19 protein-coding genes are annotated in these 23529 nt (G+C 36.8%); 4 read left to right on the forward strand and 15 right to left on the reverse strand.

What is annotated here, in order from left to right; all coding sequences use genetic code 11:
- The first annotated feature begins 81 nt into the window (after window positions 1-81).
- On the forward strand, window positions 82-1380 hold the full coding sequence (locus ACY0M5_RS12815; RefSeq protein ID WP_124991703.1) for a cobyrinate a,c-diamide synthase: 1299 nt from the start codon (window positions 82-84) through the stop codon (window positions 1378-1380).
- Here the strand turns inward: ACY0M5_RS12815 and ACY0M5_RS12820 are convergent.
- From ACY0M5_RS12820 to ACY0M5_RS12830, 3 genes are all read right to left on the reverse strand, one after another.
- The gene (locus ACY0M5_RS12820; protein WP_461629407.1) at window positions 1377-2246 is read right to left on the reverse strand and encodes a fructosamine kinase family protein; all 870 of its coding nucleotides are present in this window, start codon (window positions 2244-2246) and stop codon (window positions 1377-1379) included. The genes ACY0M5_RS12815 and ACY0M5_RS12820 overlap by 4 nt on opposite strands.
- A complete protein-coding gene (locus ACY0M5_RS12825; RefSeq protein WP_461629408.1) occupies window positions 2243-2713 on the reverse strand; it encodes a low molecular weight protein-tyrosine-phosphatase in 471 nt (156 codons plus the stop codon). Before ACY0M5_RS12825 ends, ACY0M5_RS12820 begins: the two co-directional genes overlap by 4 nt.
- Before the next feature lie 131 nt (window positions 2714-2844).
- A complete protein-coding gene (locus ACY0M5_RS12830; RefSeq protein ID WP_461629409.1) occupies window positions 2845-2988 on the reverse strand; it encodes a zinc ribbon domain-containing protein in 144 nt (47 codons plus the stop codon).
- 415 nt (window positions 2989-3403) lie between these two features.
- On the opposite strand from ACY0M5_RS12830, the gene ACY0M5_RS12835 reads away from it, so the two are divergent.
- Both ACY0M5_RS12835 and cysK read left to right on the forward strand, forming a co-directional pair.
- A complete protein-coding gene (locus tag ACY0M5_RS12835; protein ID WP_101311488.1) occupies window positions 3404-4243 on the forward strand; it encodes a serine O-acetyltransferase in 840 nt (279 codons plus the stop codon).
- Between the two features lie 13 nt (window positions 4244-4256).
- Window positions 4257-5168 carry a cysteine synthase A gene (gene cysK, locus ACY0M5_RS12840; RefSeq protein WP_156197253.1) on the forward strand — a complete coding sequence of 304 codons (912 nt, stop codon included), beginning with the start codon at window positions 4257-4259 and terminating at the stop codon, window positions 5166-5168.
- A gap of 194 nt (window positions 5169-5362) precedes the next feature.
- Here the strand turns inward: cysK and ACY0M5_RS12845 are convergent, their stop codons facing one another.
- The 5 genes from ACY0M5_RS12845 to ACY0M5_RS12865 form a co-directional block, all read right to left on the reverse strand.
- Window positions 5363-5512, reverse strand: coding sequence for a hypothetical protein (locus ACY0M5_RS12845; protein WP_461629410.1), 150 nt, complete (start codon window positions 5510-5512; stop codon window positions 5363-5365).
- 59 nt (window positions 5513-5571) lie between these two features.
- The gene (locus tag ACY0M5_RS12850; RefSeq protein ID WP_461629411.1) at window positions 5572-6834 is read right to left on the reverse strand and encodes an ABC transporter permease; all 1263 of its coding nucleotides are present in this window, start codon (window positions 6832-6834) and stop codon (window positions 5572-5574) included.
- A 27-nt stretch (window positions 6835-6861) separates the two neighbouring features.
- Window positions 6862-8088 (reverse strand): ABC transporter permease, encoded by a 1227-nt coding sequence (locus ACY0M5_RS12855; protein ID WP_461629412.1) that lies wholly within the window; start codon window positions 8086-8088, stop codon window positions 6862-6864.
- Window positions 8089-8482: 394 nt separating this feature from the next.
- Window positions 8483-8887, reverse strand: coding sequence for an acyl-CoA thioesterase (locus ACY0M5_RS12860; RefSeq protein WP_461629413.1), 405 nt, complete (start codon window positions 8885-8887; stop codon window positions 8483-8485).
- Window positions 8888-9044: 157 nt separating this feature from the next.
- A complete protein-coding gene (locus tag ACY0M5_RS12865; protein ID WP_461629414.1) occupies window positions 9045-11993 on the reverse strand; it encodes a C25 family cysteine peptidase in 2949 nt (982 codons plus the stop codon).
- 565 nt (window positions 11994-12558) lie between these two features.
- Between ACY0M5_RS12865 and ACY0M5_RS12870 the strand changes: the two genes are divergently transcribed.
- Window positions 12559-13251, forward strand: coding sequence for a DNA-binding domain-containing protein (locus ACY0M5_RS12870; protein ID WP_461629415.1), 693 nt, complete (start codon window positions 12559-12561; stop codon window positions 13249-13251).
- A gap of 379 nt (window positions 13252-13630) precedes the next feature.
- Here the strand turns inward: ACY0M5_RS12870 and carB are convergent, their stop codons facing one another.
- The 7 genes from carB to argC form a co-directional block, all read right to left on the reverse strand.
- Window positions 13631-16873 carry a carbamoyl-phosphate synthase (glutamine-hydrolyzing) large subunit gene (gene carB / locus ACY0M5_RS12875; protein WP_191991627.1) on the reverse strand — a complete coding sequence of 1081 codons (3243 nt, stop codon included), beginning with the start codon at window positions 16871-16873 and terminating at the stop codon, window positions 13631-13633.
- A 153-nt stretch (window positions 16874-17026) separates the two neighbouring features.
- Window positions 17027-18115, reverse strand: coding sequence for a glutamine-hydrolyzing carbamoyl-phosphate synthase small subunit (gene carA / locus ACY0M5_RS12880; RefSeq protein ID WP_461629416.1), 1089 nt, complete (start codon window positions 18113-18115; stop codon window positions 17027-17029).
- Between the two features lie 45 nt (window positions 18116-18160).
- Window positions 18161-19498 (reverse strand): argininosuccinate lyase, encoded by a 1338-nt coding sequence (gene argH, locus ACY0M5_RS12885; protein ID WP_461629417.1) that lies wholly within the window; start codon window positions 19496-19498, stop codon window positions 18161-18163.
- 68 nt (window positions 19499-19566) lie between these two features.
- Window positions 19567-20631 carry a M20 family metallo-hydrolase gene (locus tag ACY0M5_RS12890; RefSeq protein ID WP_124993732.1) on the reverse strand — a complete coding sequence of 355 codons (1065 nt, stop codon included), beginning with the start codon at window positions 20629-20631 and terminating at the stop codon, window positions 19567-19569.
- A gap of 9 nt (window positions 20632-20640) precedes the next feature.
- Complete coding sequence (argB, locus tag ACY0M5_RS12895; protein ID WP_461629418.1) at window positions 20641-21420, reverse strand: acetylglutamate kinase; 780 nt, start codon at window positions 21418-21420, stop codon at window positions 20641-20643.
- On the reverse strand, window positions 21417-22550 hold the full coding sequence (locus tag ACY0M5_RS12900; RefSeq protein WP_461629419.1) for an aspartate aminotransferase family protein: 1134 nt from the start codon (window positions 22548-22550) through the stop codon (window positions 21417-21419). The genes argB and ACY0M5_RS12900 overlap by 4 nt, the downstream gene beginning before the upstream one ends.
- Window positions 22551-22561: 11 nt before the next feature.
- Window positions 22562-23527, reverse strand: coding sequence for an N-acetyl-gamma-glutamyl-phosphate reductase (gene argC / locus ACY0M5_RS12905; RefSeq protein WP_461629420.1), 966 nt, complete (start codon window positions 23525-23527; stop codon window positions 22562-22564).
- Window positions 23528-23529: the final 2 nt, after the last annotated feature.

A 23529-nucleotide genomic window follows, 5' to 3' on the forward strand; every position in this document is an offset into this window, starting at 1 on the left:
TTTCTCGAAATGAATTCCAAATCTTGCTTTAATGCTAAGAATATTCATTTATTTTTGACATTTCGTTTTTGAAAGTTAGATATGAAGAAGAAACCTCAGTTTTTAATTGCTGCACCTTCCAGCGGATCAGGAAAAACAACTATTACTCAAGGTATATTACGCTATTTAAAGAACAAAGGGCTGCAAGTTCAGCCATTTAAGTGCGGTCCGGATTATCTTGACACAAAACATCATTCCTGGGCTGCTGGCAATGTCTCAATCAATTTAGACACCTTTATGAGCAGTCAGAGTCATGTTAAGAGTATTTACGGTAAATATTCTATTGAAGCTGATGTTTCTGTAGTTGAAGGCGTAATGGGCTTGTTTGACGGGGCAAAGAAAATGGAAGGAAGTTCTGCACAAATTGCTGAATTGTTAGATATTCCAATTATTCTTGTGGTTAATGCAAAGGCAACGGCTTATTCGGTTGCGCCCTTACTATTTGGATTTAAAAACTTTTATCCAGGTATTAAAATTGCCGGGGTAATCTTTAATTTTGTAGGCAGCGAATCACATTATCAGTTTTTAAAAGATGCATGTGAAGATGTTGGAGTGACTCCGCTTGGTTACGTTCCTAAAAATGAAAAGCTTCATCTGCCTTCCCGATACCTTGGTTTGCAGATTTCCGATTCGTCGCAATATAACTCTACGATTGAAGAAATTGCCAAACATATCTCTAAAACAGTTGATATTGAGAAACTATTGGAATTAATTACAATTCCATTTCATGAACCGAAAATTGATGAAACTATTGAACGAGGTAATCTTAAAATTTCAGTTGCCAAAGATGAAGCATTTAATTTTACCTATCATGAAAATTTAGCTGCGTTAGAAAAATTAGGCGAAGTTACTTTCTTTTCTCCCCTGAGGGATCAGCATTTACCGGCTACGGACTTGCTCTATTTTGCAGGCGGTTATCCTGAACTTTATCTTGATGAATTGAGTTCAAATGAATCTATGAAAAAAGCCGTTAAGGAGTTTTGTTTAAAAGGAGGACGTGTGTTAGCGGAATGTGGTGGTATGATGTATTTAGGTGATAGTATAATCGATTCAGATTCAAATGAATTCCCAATGGTTGGCTATTTTGATCAAAAAACCAGTATGGAAAACATGAAATTAAAACTGGGATACCGTAAAATTCACGTAAATGAGGATGTATTTTTGGGACACGAATTTCATTATTCTCACATTATTAATCCATCAATGAAATTCTCGGTTGGCGAAATTTATTCGGCCAGAGATCAAAAATCAGACACGTTTTTGTTTAGAAAAAACAATACAATTGCTTCTTATATCCATTTTTATTGGGGCGAAAAAAACATTATGGATTTGTTATTTTAATGAAGATAAGACCACACAAGCCGAACCGCGTGCCCATAATAGCTGTTCCCAAATAGATTCAGATGATTAAGAACATGGTATAAAAGATAGATATTCTCTCTGTAATCATATCCTTGTGGAAGAGGCTTCTTTTTTTGATATGAACTGTAAAAATCACTGCTGAAGCCTCCAAATAGCTTTGTCATGGCCAAATCGGCTTCACGATGACCGTAATATACTGCAGGATCAATTAAGCACGGATTCGAATCTTTATCACAAATAAAATTACCACTCCATAAATCTCCATGCAATAAAGTTGGTTTTTCTTCACTTCCTTCTAAAATTTCTTCTATTCGTCCTTCTAAAACCAAAAAACCATTTTTTAATTCATTACCAACCAGCCCGTTTTTTTCGGCCAACTTGTATTGATACAATAAACGTTTATTATAGTAAAAATCACACCAATTATCACTTTCTGTATTTACAGCTATGTTTAATTGAGGTGTAGCTCCGATGTAATTGTCTTCTTTAAATCCGAATTTACCTGCGCTTATTTTATGCAAATTTGCCATTTGTGTACCAAAACGACTAAAAAAATCTTTGTCCTTTCTCCCCTCCTCAATGAATTCAAGCAATAAAACGTCTGAATCAACCAATAAAACTTCTGGAACTCTTATGCAGGCAGTTTTACGAATTTCCTTTAAGCCATTTGCTTCCTTAAAAAACATATCATCAGAATAAGGTTCTGTTTTTAAAAAGGCGTAACGACCATTCTCAAATCGAATTTGATTTGTTGTGGCAATACTCCCACCAGAAATAGATTTAAAACCAGTAATTTTCTGACTAACTAAATCTTCAATTCTAGAAAAAACTCCCTCAATTCTCATGTTAAATCATTAAGTAAACCTTCGCAGGCATCTTCAAGAATATCAAGTACTAATTCAAATCCGTCATCACCACCATAATATGGATCAGGGACTGAGCTGTAATTTAAAAAACGGGAACAATAAGTTGTAATGGATTTGATCTTTTTTAAATCGGATTCATTTCTTGCTAAAGCTTTAAGATCATTCACATTTTGCTGATCCATTCCAAAAATAAGATCGAACTTATCAAAATCGTTTTTCTCATTAAACTGCCTGGCAATACTCGTTAAATTATAATTCCTTCGTAAAGCGTGTCGCCGCATTCTTTCATCGGCTCTATCGCCAGTGTGCCACCCTCCTGTTCCTGCTGAATCGCATTCAAATTCATCATTAAGCTGATTTTCTTTTATATGTGCATTCATTACAGCTTCTGCACTTGGAGATCGGCAAATATTTCCCAAACAAACAAAAAGTAATCGTTTTTTCATCCAAAGTTTTTAAAGTTTATTCAGCAAAGTATAAATATGAATTCTAAAATGAAAATTTACTAAATCAATTTGTGAAGAAATCAAATATATTTTCCAATTGACAACTTACTTGCCTTATAAATTTCAGTATATTAATATTTGATGTAGCTAATAATGGTGAATTTCTTATTTTGAACATCAAATATTTTTGAAAAAATGCCACCAGCGACCCTGAATTCATCTGATTCGTAATTTGAATTCCCGCATTTAGGACACTTATAGCCTGTCTGATTCATGATTAATATAATAACAAAATTGTACTGTTACTTTCATTATCTAAATTAATAACATTCTATTAACAGAAAAATTAAGACCTATAACTCCTTATTAATTTTTTTTTTATAAGTTTGTAGCAAGAAACTTCTAAATGGAAAGAGAATTAAAGCATATCGTGAACAAAAATCAAATCCGAATCTCTTCGGATAAGTTAGTTATGCACTCTACTGAATTTCAATCTCCAATGCATTGCCATAGATTATTTGCTTTCAACTATAATAACAATCAAATATGTTGTTGTTGTTGTAACTTGTATTCTTGTTGTTGGTAATATTAAGACAAACCACTTCAAAATAATTAAATATTGCACTGGGGATTCTTGTATTCCATAAGTTTTCCATACGTGTTTTCATCACTTTCTAAATCAAGAAAACAATGTCCTATTTGTCCAAAGTTATGGAAGAACTGCAAGCTTCCAGAAAAAATTCAGAATACGATATGCCTGGAAGGGATTTAGCCCACCGGTTTGTGGAAGAAGCAATGAATTCATTGTTTCCAATTAATGCCCGCAGATCTAATAGCTGCTATGAACAAGAGTCATTATTGTATCAATTGGAGTCATTATTGAGATTATTGTTACTTCCTGTCAAAAATGAACTGGATGTGCCACTGGAAAAGATTACTCATGATTTTATGAAGACCTTACCAAAAGTATATCGTGATTTATTAATGGATGCTGAAGCAATTCAGAAATTTGACCCTGCTGCGCGAAGTATAGGTGAAGTAATTATTGCTTACCCTGGTTTTTTTGCAATTATGGTTTATCGCCTAAGCAATGTACTTTATCTTTTAAATGTTCCTTTAATTCCACGTTTAATGTGTGAGTACGCGCATACAAAAACAGGCATAGATATTCATCCCGGAGCAACTATCGGGGAATCTTTTTTTATAGATCATGGTACAGGTGTTGTTATTGGAGAATCGGCAATTATTAAAAACAACGTTAAGATTTACCAAGGAGTTACCCTTGGAGCTTTGCAGGTAAAGAAGAGTCTTGCCAAGAAAAAAAGACATCCTACTGTTGAGGACAATGTAATTATCTATTCGAACACAACCATTTTAGGAGGTGATACAGTAATTGGAAGAAACAGTATTATTGGCGGTAATGTTTGGTTAACGTCAAGTGTAGAATCAAATAGTATTGTATATCATAAACATGAGACTAAGGTTAGAACAAACCTTGATGAAAGTAAAATTATAAATTTTCAAATATAAAAATTTTAGTTGTATGAAAATAAATAACATTTTAGAGGCGATTGGGAATACTCCAATAGTAAAACTTAATAAAGTTTTTGGTAAAAATGCTAACGTATGGATGAAGTTGGAACGATCTAATCCTGGTGGAAGTATTAAGGATAGAATTGCTCTGTCAATGATCGAAACAGCGGAAAAGGATGGATCCCTTAAAGAAGGATCTTTAATAATTGAGCCGACCTCTGGTAATACAGGAGTTGGATTAGCAATGGTTGCTGCCGTTAAGGGATATAAAATTATTCTGGTAATGCCTGAGTCCATGTCGGTTGAAAGGAGGAGTTTAATGGCTGCCTATGGAGCTGAATTTGTACTTACGCCAAGAGAACTTGGGATGAAGGGTGCTATTCAAAAGGCAGAAGAGTTACTTGCCAGTAATGAAAATTCATGGATGCCTTCACAATTTGACAATGAAGCAAATGTTGAGATTCATAGAACTACAACCGCTAAAGAAATTATTGCTGATTTTCCTGATGGTCTGGATTATCTTATTACAGGTGTTGGAACCGGAGGCCACATTAGCGGTGTCGCAGAAATATTGAAAGCTAAATTTCCTAAATTAAAAGTGTTTGCTGTTGAGCCCGAAGCTTCACCTGTTATTGCAGGGGGTGCACCGGGGCCTCACCCATTACAAGGTATTGGTGCGGGCTTTTTACCAAAAAATCTGAATACTGAGATTTTAGACGGTGCTATTTCTGTTGGGAAAGAGGAAGCATTCATGAAAGTGAAAGAATTAGCTGTCTCGGAAGGGATTCTCGCAGGAATTTCGACGGGAGCATCACTGGCTGCAGTTGCCAAAAAACTTACTGAAATTGAAAATGGCGCCACTGTACTCACCTTTAATTATGATACTGGTGAAAGATACCTTTCAATTGAAGGATTGTTTTAAACTGATAGAGGATATCAAACAAATGAGGGTGCCCAAAAAGTATCGTTTTATTGTCATTCTGAGCGAAGTCGAAGAATCTTTCACTTTGAAAAACAGATGTTTCAACTTCGCTCAAAATAACAATCCGATACAAAATATTCCTTTTTAGACACCCTCGTTCAAAACTGATTACCGACCTTATATAATTAGAAGAATTACTTTTTAACTCTATTTTCTGTTTTAATTACAAATCCATCCGCACTTATCTTTATTTTTACATTTAATACTCCTTCAAAACTAAAATTCCCTTCTGAGCCACTTTTTACAATCTGTTTTGAGCTGGAAATCAGAATTTCTGCATTCATGACAGGAATACTATCATAGTTTATGAAAGCCAAAGGAGAAAATAAAAGTAATGCTTCAATTATTCATCACGGATTGCGTCGATCGGACGAATCTCCATTGCCCGTTTAGCTGGAATTATCCCGGCAAAAATTCCAGCGAGAATTAAAATTCCTAGAGCAATTATTGCCACATTAAAATCTACCTCTGGATTTGTAAACATGGAATTATCGCCACCACCACTTTGAATGGCTTTATTTATAAGTTCCAAAATAATCACCCCAAAAACAAGTCCAAACCATCCGGCAATTGCGGTTAAAACAACCGATTCAGTTAAAATAGAGCTAATAATTACCGATGGAGAAGCTCCTAAAGCCCTTTGAATTCCTATTTCTTTTGTACGCTTCTTCACAATAAAAAGCATAATATTACTGACTCCAATTATCCCGGCAATAAGTGTTCCTATACCTACAATCCAAATTAATCCTGCTATACCAATAAATAAATTGTTTATTTTAATAAATTCCTTTTCAATATTCTCACTACCTATGGCGCGATCATCATTTGGATGAACTGAGTGACGCCTTTTAAGTAAAGCCTTAACTTTCTCCTCAACAAAGGTTGCAGTATATTCACTTTTAGATGTAATGGAATAATGACCTACTCTATTCCCATAATTATATGTTTTTTGAAGTGTAGTAAACGGTATAAAAATAGATTGATTCTGCCATTCTCCCCATCCTTGGTTGTGCATGGACTTGAAGGTGCCAACAACCTGAAAATAAACACCATTAAGCTTAATATATTCTCCTATTGGATTTTCATCTTTTTCAAACAATACCTCAATCACCCTTTCTCCAATTACCGCAACTTTTCGGGTATCATTAATATCAACCTGATTCAAAAATCGGCCATCGGTTATGATTACCGGATCAATTAAGTTCACTTCAGGGACATCACCAAGAATACTAAAAGCGCCGGTTTTTAAACCTCTGATGACATTATTATCACCATCACCGCCACGTGCCTGAATTCTGGGCGCCAACAGTTTTACTTCAGGGATATTATCTAGAATCGCTTTAGTGTCCTGATTCGTAAAATGATACCTGCGTCCCTGCTTATATCCTTTATAGGGTTTGCTTGTTGGTTGGGTCCAGATAAAAACTGAATTTGTAGCAAAATCCCCCATTCCATAATACACACCATTTTCAAGTCCTTTCCCGGAACCCAGCATAATAATAAGCATGAAAATTCCCCAAAAAACACCGAATGCAGTTAAAAAGGTTCTTAATTTATTGCTTTTAAGAGCCATATATACTTCAGTCCATCTATCTCGATCAAACATTCTGTTATAATTTTCAGATTAGTATTTTTATTCGTGAGCCAAAGCTTCTATTGGTCTAACATTAGCAGCTTTCCATGCCGGAAAAAAACCAGCCAGTAAGCCGGCAAAAACGAGTACTAAAGTTGCCTGTATGCCAACGCTTAAGTCGACTGACGGATTCATAAAAAACTCTATTTGAGTATGTGGTGCCAGTACTTCCAGTAGTATTACCCCTAGAACCAAGCCAATATATCCGGCAGCACTAGTAATTAAAACTGATTCGAGTAACACCAAACCAACTATTGAATTTGGAGTAGCTCCCAGTGCTTTACGGATTCCTATTTCCTTGGTGCGTTCACGCACAACAATTATCATGATGTTGCTGACTCCTACAATTCCTGCAATAATTGTAAATATGCCTATTATCCAAACAAAAATTCGAATTCCGGAAAACAGAGCCATTGTCCGTTGATAGTTTTCCATATTGTTATTGATCCACATCGCTCTTCTGTCTGTCACATCAAATTTATGCCGGGTTGCAAATGATTTTCTTAAATACTGCTCCATGGCCTGAAGTGATTCAATATCCGGAGTATTTGTTGTGAAAGACATATTTGATATTCGATTGGCTCCGTTGAATACTTTTTGAGCCGTAGATATGGGAACATAAACGCGCTGCAAATCCCTTTCTGAGTAATCTGTAAAAGTTCCTATAACCTGAAATGGAATTCCGTTTATTTTTACGTATTTACCAATAGGATTTTCTCTTTTAAACAAGGCTTCTTCAACTACAGTGCTAATGGCTACTACTTTTCTGAAATTTTTAACATCTATATCATTTAAGAAGCGCCCTTTTATATTCGAAGTGCTCTCTAAAGTCTCTGTATCCGGGTGAACTGCAATAATATTGTAATTGACAAACTCTGTTTTGTAAGAAATTAAATTGTTCCTGAAAATGGAATACCTGGAACTTATTTTATCAATATCCAAGCCGGAATCTTTTGTTTTTTGATAATCATCATTGGTAAATTGAATTCTTCGGCCAGCCTTCATGCCGCTAAATGGAAGACTGGTTCTCCCACTGTAAATCCAGAGGCTATTCACGGCATCTCGTTTGAATTGATCCAAAACACCATTTTGCAGACCATTACCCGATCCTAGTAAAATAATTAACATGAAAATACCCCAGGATACACTGAAACCGGTAAGAATAGTTCGGAGTTTGTTTTTTCGAATGGTTTCAAAAATTTCCTGCCACTTATCCAGATCAAACATGATTTCTAATTTAGAATTTCACAATACTTAAGCATAGACTCGCGAAGCATGCTATACGTTACAATTGTGATGTCCTGAAATTTTGGTGGTATTTAATAACGGAAGGTTTTCTTACTTGCAAGTTATAGAAAGATTTGAAAAAAATCAAAAAAAATAGTAACCCAAGCTATATATTGCGAATTGGCAGATAGGATTCTATAGCGGATACAGTATTCTTTTAATCTTATTTAACGTTCCTTAGCAGCTCTTAACCATGCATTGCCTTATCTTTGTGATGTAGACAAAAGGAAATAAAAATAAGTAGTTTTATCATAGATTGAGATTAAGGTTAAAATTTAGTTTTAAAAGGATCAGTTGGTTGCTGATCCTTTTTTTGTGACAAAATTCCTTTTATCTAAGCCAGATATTCAGAAAACAGTTCGTCGAAAACTTCTCCTTTCGAGAGACGGCCCTTTACCAGACATATTGTATATACTTTCCCCTTTGCACAAAGTTTGTTGTCAGATAAACGATAGATATCTTCATTAAAGACCAACTTCACTCCTTCCCGTTCAATGTTTAAGCGTACTTCGAATTCGTCGCCGCTGGTTAGTGAAGTTTTGTAGTCAATCTCAATTCTCGAAACCATAGCATCTGTTCCCTGTTCATGCAATGCTTTAAAATTAGTTCCTATGGATTCTAAAAACTCATGTCGTGCATGTTCCAAGTAATTCTGATAAACAGAGTTGTTTACAACTCCCTGAATGTCACACTCGTAATCGCGGACTTTAAACTTTAGATTGTATATGTAATTCACCATTAAATTGTTTTTTATTGAAAGGCTAAATCTAGTAATATTTGAAGAAACCGCAATTAAAATAACTGTTTCAACTTCTCATTACAAGTAGGAATGTATAAAAAAAAGAACTGCTGAGCGGGAATCTCAGCAGTTCAAGATTGTAAAGCATATCAATTTATTACTTTACGATTAATTTTTTTGTCCAGCTTTTACCGTCAGCATCTATCTGTACCATATATATTCCGGTACTCAAACTACTCACATCAATTTCTTTTGATCCATCGGTATTGAATGTTCGAATTACATTTCCTGTAAGGCCAACAATCTTTATTTTCATTGTGCTTGAAATGCCGTTTAGTTCTATTTTAAAAGAATCAGTGGTTGGGTTTGGATAGAGGCTGATTGTTACATTGTCAGCAATAGCCCGTTCTCTTTCACTCCTGCTATCCTGTACTTGTACTCCATAATCTTCTATTTCGCCATAGCTTGCATTTCCACAAGCCAAGGGTGTTGCATTATAGGTAACACGAATCCTCATTCGTGTTGTTCCCAAACTTGCATCATCTGGAACCGAAACGGCACCTACTGCCTGGCCTAGTCCACCGCTAATACTAAAACTTAATGCATATTCTTCTTCCGAATCTTCAAAGTCACCATCCCGGTTCCAATCGAACCATGCTGTCACATAATTGTTTGCATCCGGACGACCAATATTAACAGTTACAGCATAAGTCCCGCCTGGCTCAACAGATGCCAATTGCGATGTGTAATCGGAATATTGATTACAGACTGAACTATTATTGATTGTTTCAAATATCACACCCGAAATATATTCATATGAACTGCATCCGTTTGTTGTTGCTTCGCAGTAATCTTGCTGAATTGGAGTACTTACTGTAATCAGATCAGTGACTGTTTTTGTATCTGTACTACCTGTTTTAGACGCAGTTAATGAAACAGAATAGGTTCCCTCTGTATCGTAGCTTACAGTTGGGTTTTGAGAGCTGCTTACAGTTGGAGTTCCTCCTGTAAAAGACCAGTTCCAGGCTGTTGGATTGTTTGATGACAAATCAGTAAAATTAATGCTTTCTCCTTCATAAATGGAGGTTTTGTTTGCCGTAAAATTGGCAATTACATCAGTATCTCCCGATCCTGAAATATTTATGCTTGCCACATAAGGCATTTTATTATAGGCACTTACTGTAATTTTTACTGTTCCGTTTGCAGGTAAGGGACTGAAAGAGACTGTTGCCGTTCCATTGCTGATTTTTGCTGTCCCTAAAATTTCGCCGTTTAAGGTCAAGGAAACCCATGCGTCTTCGGTTGCACAAGTAACTGCTAATTGATTGCTGTTGGGAGCAATGGTGCCTGCATGACTTACTTGCAGACTGCCGGGAGTTTTGGTTCTAACCTGTAAAGATGGATCTCCGAATATGGTCCATGTATCCAACATGGTTTCTCCACCCGATCCGTAAACATCAACCATTTTAAACATTCCATTCAAAGCCAAACCGGCAAAGGTTCTACGAATATTGTTGGCGTAACTCTCCACTAAAATATCATTCATCTCAGTTTGGGCTATCATAGGCGGCACCCACGATTGATTGATGGTAGAAGCACAAATTGCCATAGCTCCTGCAGGCACACCATTGTTTGTGGCTCTTAACCATGCTTCGGCAAAGCAGGTGATTGATTTAAAGTTTCCATTCACACAAGCCACATCGAAAATAAAGGGAAGCTTGTTATTGTTGGTCAGGCTATTTACATTGGTGCTTGTGTATACCATACTCGCAAAACTGGTATTGGAACCATGACCTACATAATTGATTAAACTTTTGCCGGAATTCAGCAAACTGGTCAATTGGCTTGCACTTCCTCCATCCTGATAGCAGCGGGAGATACTATATCCGTACCCTTCCAATTTGTTTTCGATGGTATTCATGTGTTCAGCATCAGAAGGATTGGAACCTTCGTTGGATGCAATTCCTACTCCTGAAGACAGCCATGTGTCGGCTGTTGTTACATCTCTTTCGTAATGAATGGTTCTATCAACCTGAGTTGTTACCTGAGCTGCATTTTCGGCAGAAAACCGACCAACAAAGATGTCGATATAGTGATCATTACCAACGATAAAACCATAGTTGTTGTCAGAATCGCCGGCACTGGTATATGATGTAGGAACCTGCGGAGCATCGCCTACCAATAAAAGATAGGTCAATCCATGAGTGTTGTAGTAGTTGCTTACATAGGTTTTAATTGCCGAAGCATTACCAATTGTACTTACAGCAATCATTTCAACTGATATTCCTTTTTGTTTTTTCCAAGCCACAAAATCAGCCATCTCGTCCATGAAATCATCATAACAGATAATCAACATGTTTCCCGGAGCATCATTAAGAGCCGTGTATTTGGTGCTGTTACTGGTATAATTTAAAAAATGGTTTTGATATACTTTTTCGAAACCATTATCTGCAGTAGTTGATTTTGTACCTGACATTGCATTTTTTGTTGATATTCTTCCGCTTGGACTCACCTTCATCTCAATGTGAGTATAAATCCTGAGCTTTTTTTGAATAGGATTGTAAGCGATTGGCTGAACAACAACTGCCTGGCCACGAACGCTTCGTAATATATACGGTTCATTCACCGAAGCTAATACTGATGGATAAAATGCATCAGTCTGATAAATTTCTCCGTATTGATAGGGAATTGTTTTAGGATCGATATCTCTGGTAAGATTCCCTTTTGAAGGGACAATCTTAATATCGGTCAGTTCTATAAACTCTGAAGAAACGATCTCGACCTGCATATCGGCACTGGCAGGAATCATTATGGACCGGGCGAAACGAGGCAGTGCCGGATTTCCTTTTTCAAGAATATCACCCATACCATTTGCTTCAACCTTATAGGCATTTTCTGCTTCAATCCATTTAAGATCGTAAGAGTTCAACGTGAAATCAAGCACATAATCGTTGCCAACTGATGATTTCAGTGTCACCTCGTTTTTGTCGCTTCGATTATTCGGATCGATCTTAATGTGTTCCCGCTTTTGAGCTAAAGCGTTAAATGTTGAAACCAGGGTAAGAGCAATGGCACATACCCAAAAAGAGTAAAATTTTGTTTTCATAAGTAAATTTTTAAATAGTTATCACTTGATAATAGATTGAATAAATTTTGAATGAATATTTAGTCTTAATACTCACTATTTTCAAAATAACAAATCAATTACCACCCCTTTATTCCCCATAAAGCCAAAAGGTAACCCAAAAAAGCAATAAACTTTATTAGTTATTATCTCTCATCAGCATTTGTATATTCATCAAAGTACTATATTCATTAGCATTGAACTATATTAAATATATTTTTTTTTGATATAAAAATATATGCCTTATAATACAAATGATTGATTCAATTTGCAAAACACAACTACCCTATTATTTAAAATATATATAAGATAAATATCTTACACAGTTATGTTTGTTTTCTATTATCAGTAAGCAATACCAAATACATTTTGAATTGAACTTACTTTATTTCAGCTTCTGTATTGCAATTTCAAAAGGGCATACAAGCGTTTTTGTAATCCATATAAATTAAAATTTAGCATATTAATATTATATAGTTTGTTCATAATGTAATTATAATGTACATTCAAAAGATATTTTAGAAATAAAAACCAATACTTTATTAAGATGATTGAATATTATTTGCACTTAAATGCATTAACAGATGCTCCGGACGACTGCATTGCCAAACCTTCGCCAATTGGTGTGTTAACCCGCGAAGATTTAATTAAAGAATGTTGTGCCGAAGGCACTGGAATTACCCCATACGAAGCTGAAAGTATGTTTAAGCGTATTGAAACTGTGGTAACAGAGAATTTGGAAAAAGGCTATTCCATCAATACGCCGTTACTAAATATTTCACCAAGTATTACCGGAGTGTTCACTAATTGGGATGACAGCTTTGATGGATCCCGTCACAAACTGCGTTTTAAATCATCACCGGGCGTATTGTTAAAAGCAGTTGCTGATTCGAGCAAACTTCACAAAATTGACCGTAAAAAGAGCATCATCGACATCTATAGCTTTACGGATCATTCCATTGGTCAGGAAACAAACAGTCTTCTGCCTAATGGTGTGGGTGAATTAAAGGGAAAACGATTAAAAATGGATACTTCGGACGAAAATCAAGGAATATTCCTGTTTGCTGAAGATGGCACAGAATATCGGGTTGCGGTATATGTAACCAACACCGACAGCACTCAAATTTTTCAAATTCCTGAATTAACTGCCGGCAATTACGAATTACAAGTAAGATGTATTGCCAAGAACAACAAAAAGCTTACTATTGGGTATTACGACAAAACTCTTAGCGTAAAATAGTACATAGAAAGCCGGTTGATCCGGCTTTTATTTTGCTTATTAAACTCCCCTGTATCACCCGGATAATTTCCCTTGCACTGCTCCAAATTTTTCCCTTGTGTTACGCAATACTCTTCCCTTGTACTACTCCAAAGCTTTCCCTTGCACCAGACAGTACCTTTCCCTTGTGCAAGGGAAAGACCTTCCCTATAGGTAGGGAAATTCTTATTTCATTGTAAGGGATGCATCAACACAAAAGCCCCGACAGGTTTTAAAAACTGCCGGGGCTAAAATAATATAAAGTATTACAATGCTATCAGGTTTGCAAATTGCCGAAAAGCAATAAGCTTTTAAAAGAATTGATACCCTCACTTAGAGTGAGAGTACCAAAAGTTATATTTTACCACTCCTGCTTTTGATCTACGTAATCGCTGAAACTGTCAATTCCTAAATCTTCTATTGATTTTTTACAGAATGAATAGATAAAGGCTGAAGCCAAACGCGCGTTGGTGATTAATGGTATGTTTAAGTCGATGGCAGTTCTTCTGATCAGATAATCGTTATTCAACTCCGATTTGCTTAAGTTTTTGGGGATGTTAATCACCAAATCAACTTTGCGTTCTTTTATCAAATTCTGAGCTGTTATTTCAACATCTTCATCGGGCCAACCTACACTTTCGATGGTAATTCCGTTCTCTTCCAGGAATTTTGCGGTACCTCTTGTTCCATACAATTTGTGTCCTTTCTCTTCAAGCATCTTCGCACTTTTTAAAAGTTCCACTTTCGAGCGAATAGGACCACTGCTGATTAGAATTGCACTCTTCGGTATGCGGTAACCAACTGATAACATTGCTTTTAATATTGCATCGTAGTAATCAGCTCCTATACAGCCAACTTCACCGGTTGATGACATATCTACACCCAAAACCGGATCTGCTTTCGACAATCTTGAAAAGGAAAACTGAGAGGCTTTTATCCCAATATGCTCCAATTCGAACATCGAAGGTAAATTGTTTGGAATAGGAACATCTAACATTGCCTGAGTGGCAGTTTCGATAAAATTAAAGTTCATTACCTTCGAAACAAAAGGAAAACTTCTACTTGCACGCAGGTTGCACTCGATAACCTTAATGTCATTATCCTTTGCCAGTAACTGCATATTAAAAGGTCCGGTAATGTTCAGCGATTTTGCAATTTTACCAGCAATTTTACGAATTCTGCGAATGGTTTCGAAATACAGTTTTTGCGGTGGAAATACCAAAGTAGCATCTCCCGAATGCACTCCGGCAAACTCAACATGTTCCGAAATGGCATCAATAATAATTTCACCATTTTTGGCTACTCCGTCAAACTCGATCTCTTTTGCTTCCTGAATAAATTCACTAACAACAACCGGATACTGTTTCGATACCTGCGCAGCTAAATCCAGAAAATGGCCTAATTCATCCTTGTTCGAAACCACATTCATTGCAGCACCGGAAAGCACATAACTTGGTCTGATTAATACAGGAAAACCTACTTCATCAATAAAGTCATTAATCGCTTCCTTGCTGGTTAATTCATTCCATCTAGGCTGATCAATTTTCAATTCATCAAGCATAGCTGAAAATGTCTGGCGGTTTTCGGCTCTGTCAATCGATTCAGGAGATGTTCCCAAGACTTTTACACCTGCCTTGTGCAAACGCATTGATAGGTTCTGAGGAATCTGCCCTCCAACCGATACAATTACACCGCGGGGTGATTCCAAATCGATAATATCCAATACTCTTTCGAAAGAAAGTTCATCAAAGTACAAACGATCACACACATCGTAATCGGTACTTACCGTTTCCGGATTGTAATTGATCATTACTGATCGTAATCCTTCTTTGTTTACCGCGTTCAGCGCATTCACACTACACCAGTCAAACTCTACCGATGATCCAATTCTGTATGCACCTGAACCCAGCACAATAACGGATTGATTATCGTCTGCATAAGTAATGTCATTTTCATCACCACTGTAAGTCAAATAAACGTAGTTGGTTTGTGCAGGGTACTCTGCTGCAAGTGTGTCAATTTGTTTAACAACCGGAACAATTCCTTTTGCTTTACGGTGTTTCCTCACTTCTAAAAGCTCCGATTCCATATCAGTTCTCTCTGGTTTCAAAACAAAGCGTGCTAACTGGAAATCGGAAAAACCGTATACTTTTGCTGCTTTCAGTAAAGTGTCAGGTAATTCCTGTAAGTTATTGTATTTCTGAAGATCCCATTTCAATTTTGTGATGTGTTCCAGTTTGCTTAGGAACCATTTATCAATTTTGGTAAGATCATGTATTTTGTCAATGGAATATCCTTTTTCAAAAGCTTGTGCGATAGAGAAAATACGCATATCAGTTGGATGAGTTAATTCCTGATCAACATCGTCGAACTTCGAATGAACATTCCCAACAAATCCGTGCATTCCCTGTCCAATCATACGCAAACCTTTTTGAACGGCTTCCTCGAAATTACGACCAACGGCCATTACTTCCCCTACACTCTTCATGCTGGAACCAATCTCTTTGGTTACGCCTTCAAACTTATTTAAATCCCAACGTGGAATTTTACAAACTACGTAATCTAATGCAGGTTCGAAACAAGCTGTTGTTGTTTTTGTTACAGCATTTTTAAGTTCGTGCAAGGCATAACCCAAACCAAGTTTAGCAGCAACAAAGGCCAAAGGATAACCGGTAGCTTTCGAAGCCAATGCAGATGATCTTGATAAACGGGCATTTACTTCAATTACACGGTAATCTTCCGAATTAGGATCAAGAGCATACTGAACGTTACATTCTCCCACAACGCCAAAGTGACGAATAATTTTAATAGCTAATGATCTTAGTTTGTGGTACTCCGAATTGGTCAGCGTTTGCGATGGTGCAATAACGATACTCTCACCTGTATGAATTCCCAGCGGATCGAAATTTTCCATATTACAAACTGTAATACAGTTGTCATACGCATCCCTAACCACTTCATATTCTACTTCTTTCCATCCTTTTAGTGATTCCTCAACCAATATCTGACTTGAATAGGACAAAGCATTTTCAGCCAACTTCTCCAATTCAGCCATATTCGAACAGAATCCACTTCCTTGTCCACCTAAAGTAAAGGCTGCGCGAACTATAATCGGAAAACCTAGTTTTTCTGCCGCTTTTAATGCTTCAGGAATGGATTCAACGGCGAAAGACTGTGGGGTTTTCACATCGATTCCTCGAAGCTCGTTGGCAAATATCTCTCTGTCTTCAGTTTTAATAATGGTCTCGATTGGAGTCCCTAAAACCTGAAGATTGTATTTCTTTAGCAATCCGGCATTGAAAAGCTGAATACCACAGTTTAATGCAGTTTGTCCTCCAAAAGCTAAAAGGATTCCATCAGGCTTTTCTTTTAAGATAACCTGTTCTACAAAATAAGGTGTAACCGGCAAAAAATAAATTTGATCGGCAATTCCTTTTGAAGTTTGTACGGTTGCAATATTGGGATTGATAAGTACAGTATGAATACCTTCTTCCTTCATTGCTTTTAATGCCTGTGATCCAGAATAGTCAAACTCCCCTGCTTCACCAATTTTAAGTGCTCCGGAACCTAATACCAGTACTTTCTTTATGTTGTCTTTTATCATTTTTCTTAAGCTGAGAGCCATTAGCTTATCGCTTTTGGCTGTTAATTGATAATTGTTTTTCTTTAAAAATACCCTCCTCTGTTCTTCGGACATCTCCCCTGAAAGGGAGAATAAGAATAATGAGGCTTTTTTTCAACTTTAAACTTTCTCTTTTTAACTTTTACCTTTATGATCTTCCATCATTTTAATGAAATCATCGAACAGAAATTCGGTATCTGTAGGGCCACTGGAAGCTTCGGGGTGAAACTGAGATGCAAAAAATGGTTTGTTTGTGTGCTTTAATCCTTCGCATGTGCCATCATTGGCATTAACAAACAATGGTTCCCACTCTTTTGGTAAGGTATCCATATTAATGGCGTACCCGTGATTTTGAGAGGTAATAAAACAACGCTTGCTTCCTTTTAAAACAACCGGCTGATTGTGACTACGGTGTCCGTACTTCAGCTTATAAGTATCAGCGCCAGCAGCAAGAGCCATTAATTGTGTTCCCAGACAAATACCCATAATTGGTGTATCCTGACCGAAAACTGTTTTTAGATTAGCGATTGCTTTTGTATTTTGTTTTGGATCACCAGGACCATTGGATATGAATAATCCATCGTATTCCTCCTTGGTGAAGTCGTAATCGTGTGGAACTCTGATTACTGTGGTATCTCTTTTTAATAAACAACGGATAATGTTGTTTTTCACACCACAATCCAACAATACTACTTTGTGTTTTCCATTTCCGTAAACAATTTTTTCCGGTGTGCTTACCTGAGCTACAAGATTCTCCAGATTTGGATCTTTCCATTCAGGTTCTTTGCCCTCAAATACAATTTTGGCAAGCATACTGCCTTGCTCGCGAAGCTTTTTGGTTAATGCACGGGTATCAACACCATAAATTCCTGGTATTTTGTGTTGTTTCATCCAGTCTCCAAGGCTTAAACTCGCATTCCAATGACTGAATTCCTCGGTATAATCGGACACAATAAATGCAGACACCTGAATTTTTTCCGACTCATAAAAACGAAACAAATCATCTTCCTGCAATGTTCCCGGCACTCCATAATTTCCAATCAGTGGAAATGTACTAACCAGAATTTGTCCGCGGTACGAAGGATCGGTTAAACTCTCCGGATATCCGGTCATTGCAGTATTAAACACCATTTCTCCGGAAATGGATTCCTGATAACCAAATGATGTACCGATATATTCCGATCCATCCTGTAAAATTAATTTAGCTTTTGTCTCTCCTGACATAAAAGTTCTATAAAATGGTTAAATATAAATTTCTTTTAAACTGGTCTAAATTCTATTCAATAAGTTCATGTAAGCCTCTTTGGTTTTGTTAAAATTAAAACCAATGAAAATATCATTCATCTTATCAACAATTTTATCATTGCATAAATTCCCAATACTGCCTTCGTGAACATGATTCACTTTACCTTCGTATTTGAAAGTACCTTCTTCCACGATTTGTCCTATCTTTTTATAAGCATCCCGGAAAGGAACACCGTTAAGCACCATCTGGTTCACTTCTTCCACTGTAAACATGTACTTATAACGTTCATCCTTTAAAACATCTTTATTGATTTTCACTTCGGAAAGCATGATTCGTGTCATTTCCAGACAAGCAATCATTTTATCGAAAGCAGGCATAAAAAATTCCTTTGTAAGCTGATAGTCTCTATGATATCCGGAAGGAAGGTTTGACGTTACTGCCTGAATTTGTGCCGGCAACATCTGCAATGCATTTGCATGAGCCCGAATCAACTCAAAAACATCAGGATTCTTTTTATGAGGCATGATACTGCTTCCTGTTGTTAATTCATCAGGAAAACTTAAAAAGTTAAAATTCTGACAGTTATACAAACAGGCATCCATAGCTAATTTTCCAATTGTCATGGCCATGTTTGCCAAGGCTGAAAGAACGGTAAATTCCATTTTTCCACGCCCCATTTGTGCATAAACTACATTGTAACTTAAATCTCTAAATCCTAGTAAGTCAGTAGTCATTTGCCGGTTTAACGGAAAAGAAGATCCGTAACCGGCTCCTGATCCTAACGGATTCTGATTAACCACTTTATAAGCAGCCTGCAACACCATCATATCATCTGATAAGCTTTCGGCATAGGCTCCAAACCACAAGCCAAATGAGGATGGCATAGCTACTTGCAGGTGAGTGTAACCAGGAATTAAGACATCCTTATTCTCATTACTCTTTGCAATCAACTCATCAAAAAGCAATCTTCCTTCCCGAACAATTTCTTCCAGTTTATTTCTTGTAAAAAGCTTTAAATCTAAAAGAACCTGATCGTTTCTTGATCGGCCGCTATGAATCTTTTTTCCAATATCACCTAAAGCTAAAGTCAATTGATATTCAATTTGAGAATGAACATCCTCTGTTCCATCATCAATCACAAAATCATTGTTTTTTATCGAGGAATAAATTTTCCGTAATTCTTCCTGAATCAATTTCAATTCTGTTTTTTCCAATAATCCGATGGATTCGAGCATTTCAATGTGTGCAAGCGATCCCAGCACATCAAACGCTGCAAGTTGCAAATCCAATTCCCGGTCCATTCCAACAGTGAATTGTTCAATTTTTTTATCAACTTTTACGCCTTTATCCCAAAGTTTCATAGTAATTCTCTTTAAAGTTAGGTGTTCGTGTTTAATCCGTTTTTTACTTCTTGTTAACTTAGCTGAGGTTATATTTTCAAACCGTTCAACAAGTTATAATATTTTTCAATTCCTTTTTCAATTTCGTCAATGTAGATGAACTCATCAGCGGTATGAGATCTGGCAGAATCTCCGGGCCCCAATTTTAAAGTTGGAAATCCCTTCATAATAGCCTGATCGGATGTGGTTGGAGAACCGTAATATTTCATACCTAAGTTCAATCCTGTCTGAATTAACGGGTGCTCCAATGGTATTCCTGAAGAATTCATTCTAAAGGATCGGGCTGTAACATTACTTTCCAACTTTTCTTTGATGATTGCAAATGCCTTTTCGTTAGAATAATGCTCATTCGTGCGAACATCAACTACAAATTTGCAGGATGATGGAATTACATTGTGCTGTTTCCCTGCATTGATCTGTGTTACTGTCATTTTTACTGCTCCCAGTATCTCAGATTCCAAAGCAAATTTATAAGAATGAAGCCATTCTATATCTCTCATTGCAATAGTTATTGAGTTAACACCCTCGTTACGGGCCGCATGTCCGGGAACACCAATTGCATCGCAATCCAGCACCATCAAGCCTTTTTCGGCAATGGCCATTTCCATCAATGTTGGTTCGCCAACAATTCCAACATCAATTCGTCCTATTTCTTCCTGCACCAGCTCAAAACCTCCGGTTCCTGATATTTCCTCTTCTGCAGATGCTACAAAAACACGGTTATAAGCCTGATTTGTTCCCTCTAATGCCAGAAAGCTTGCGAAAAGAGAAACCAGACAGCCACCCGCATCATTGCTCCCCAGTCCGTACAATTTGCCGTCGGACACCTCCGGATTGAAAGGATCTTTGGTATACTTTTCAGAAGGTTTTACGGTGTCTAAATGAGAATTTAGTAGCAAAACCGGCTTTTTATCATCAAAATCCTTATTGAAAGCCCATACATTATTTCCTTTACGGTGTACCTGATATCCAAAATCAGTTAGTTTCTGCTCCATTACATCTGCAACTTGATTTTCTTCTTTGCTGTATGATTGAATAGAAATCAATTGCTTAAGTGTGGTCAAGGCTATTTCAGTATACTTTTTTAAATCCATATGCATAAGCTAAGAATTAATAATTTGTGTTCCTGAGGAATGATTTGTCTCCATCGAAACAAAATTCCCGATTACCACCTCTTCCACTCCTTTTGATAAGGCATAAAATGCATTTTGTGTTTTGGGCAGCATTCCTGTATTTATCTTGCCCAATTTCACCATTTCGGAGCATTTTACGTTAGAAAGAACAGGCATTACACTGCTGTCATCCTCCGCATTCATCAATACACCAAGTTTTTCGAAACTATAAATCAATTTCACCTTATAGAAACGACTTAAAGCAACGGCTACTTCTGTTGCCACTGTATCGGCATTGGTGTTGAATAATTGCCCCTTGCCATCATGAGTAATCGGAGCAATAACCAAAACCGAATTGCATTCAATCTGCTTGCATAAAGCCAGGGTATTCACTGCTGTAACATCACCAACAAAACCAAAATCGACCTTTGTATTGCTTCTTTTCTCAGCTCTTATAAGATCCAAATCGGCACCACACATCCCCATTGCATTTACTCCACGAGCTTGTAACGCAGCAACAATGTTCTTATTAATTAGTCCGGCATAAACCATAGTAACCAACTTCAGGTTTTCGGCATCAGTTATGCGTCTTCCATCCACCATTTTGGTTTGAACTCCAAGTTTGCCTGCTAAATCGGATGCTAGTTTTCCACCTCCGTGAACCAATACAATCTTGCCGTTTAAATTTGAAAATGCATCGAGAAAATCATTTAGTTTTTCGGTATCGTCAATTACGTTACCACCAATTTTTACAACAGTTAAATCTATCATGTCAATACAATTTGGGTTAGTTTTTGAAATGCTTGAATGAATTGATCCACCTCTTTTTTGGTAATTGAAAGTGGTGGCAGTAAACGAAGCGTTGTACTACCTGATGATCCTGTAAAAATTCCATATTCCTCAAGAAGTTGTTTCCTGATTTTAGGCATATCCTCAAGATCAATACCAATCATTAATCCTCTCCCCCTTATTGCTTTTATTGCTTTATTATTTTTTAATTCAGAGATCAGATACTCTCCTAATCTGTTTGCATTATCGATTAACTGTTCTTCTTCGATAGCCTCTAAAACAGCCATTCCTGCAGCACATGCCAAATGATTTCCCCCAAAGGTTGTTCCTAACATTCCGCTCCATGCTTTTATTGCAGGTGAGATAATTACTCCGGCAATTGGAAATCCATTGCCCATTCCTTTCGCAGTAGTTATAATATCTGCCTTAATACCAGCATGCTGATGTGCGAAAAATTTCCCTGTTCTTCCATAGCCTGACTGAATCTCATCCAAAATAAGCATTGCTTTGTGAGTTTTACACAAACTTTCGACAGATTTTAAGAATTCAACCGATGGTTCAACAACACCGTTCACACCTTGTATTCCTTCAATAATCACTGCTGCAATGTCATTTTTCCCAAGAGCCTTTTCAAGTGCAGGGATGTCATTCATCTCTATAAAAACAACATCGTGTTTTGCATTAAATTCTGATGATAATGCGGGATTATCTGTTATTGCTAAAACACCACTGCTTCTTCCGTGAAAAGCTCCTTTAATTGCAACAATTTTCGATTTACCTGTGTGAAAAGATGCCACTTTCAAAGCATTTTCATTGGCTTCGGCTCCTGAGTTACACAAGAACAGATTGTAATCATCGTATCCTGAAAGTGTCCCCAATTTATTAGCCAATTTCTCCTGCATATCATTTCTTACTGCATTCGAATAAAAGCCTAAACAATGAAGTTGGTGCTCCATTCTGAAAATATAGTGTGGATGACTGTGACCAATTGAAATCACACCATGTCCACCATAAAAATCTAAATATTTATTTCCTTTATCGTCAGATATGCTTGATCCTTTCCCATTAACCAGGTTTATATCGTAACAATTATATACGTTAAATAATTCCATTTCTTTCTTTTTTAAAATCCAACCGGCTTTAAGCCCAGTCCTAATATTTCGGGCATTCCAAATAATAAATTCATATTCTGAACTGCCTGACCAGAAGCCCCTTTCAATAAATTATCAATCACTGAAATAATCATCAGTTTACTACCGTGCTTTTCAAGATACAACACACATTTGTTTGTATTTACAACCTGCTTTACATCGGGCGATATATTTGATATTGAAACGAATGGATGATTTTTATAATATGTTTTGTACTTCTCAACGGCCTCTTCAGCAGACCAATCACAATCGGTATAGATTGTGGCCATTATTCCTCGGCTAAAGTTTCCTCTAACGGGAATAAAATTGATTTCTTTATCGAAATTGGGTTGAAGTTGCAAAACCGTTTCTGTTATCTCAGCCAAATGCTGATGAGTAAATGCTTTGTATACGGAAACATTGTTGTTTTTCCAGCTAAAATGTGAAGTTGATGTTGGATTCTGTCCTGCACCAGTTGATCCTGTTATTGCAGTAACATGAACCTCCTCCTTCAATTTACTTTCATTAGCTAAAGGCAATAATCCCAATTCAATACACGTAGCAAAACATCCCGGATTGGCTATTTTATCAGCATTTGCAATTTTGGCTTTATTAATTTCGGGCAATCCGTAAACAAAACCTTTTTCATTTGCTTTTGGTCTGAAATCAGTACTTAAATCGATAATTTTGACCGTCTCAGGTAAATTATTCTCTTTCAAAAACAATTTGGTTTTCCCATGTCCCGAACAGATAAATAAAACATCAATTGCCTTATAATCCGCTTCGGAAAATGACAAATCAGTATCTCCTAACAAATCCCTATGGACATCCGATACCGGATGTCCCATATGGCTTGTACTTTGCACGAAACTGATATTTGCCTGTGGATGCCAAATTAAAATCCTCAACAATTCTCCCGCCGTATATCCTGCTCCACCTATAATTCCTACATTCACCATAA

The organism is Labilibaculum euxinicum (genome assembly GCF_963678175.1).
GTDB classification, from domain to species: Bacteria; Bacteroidota; Bacteroidia; order Bacteroidales; family Marinifilaceae; genus Labilibaculum; species Labilibaculum euxinus.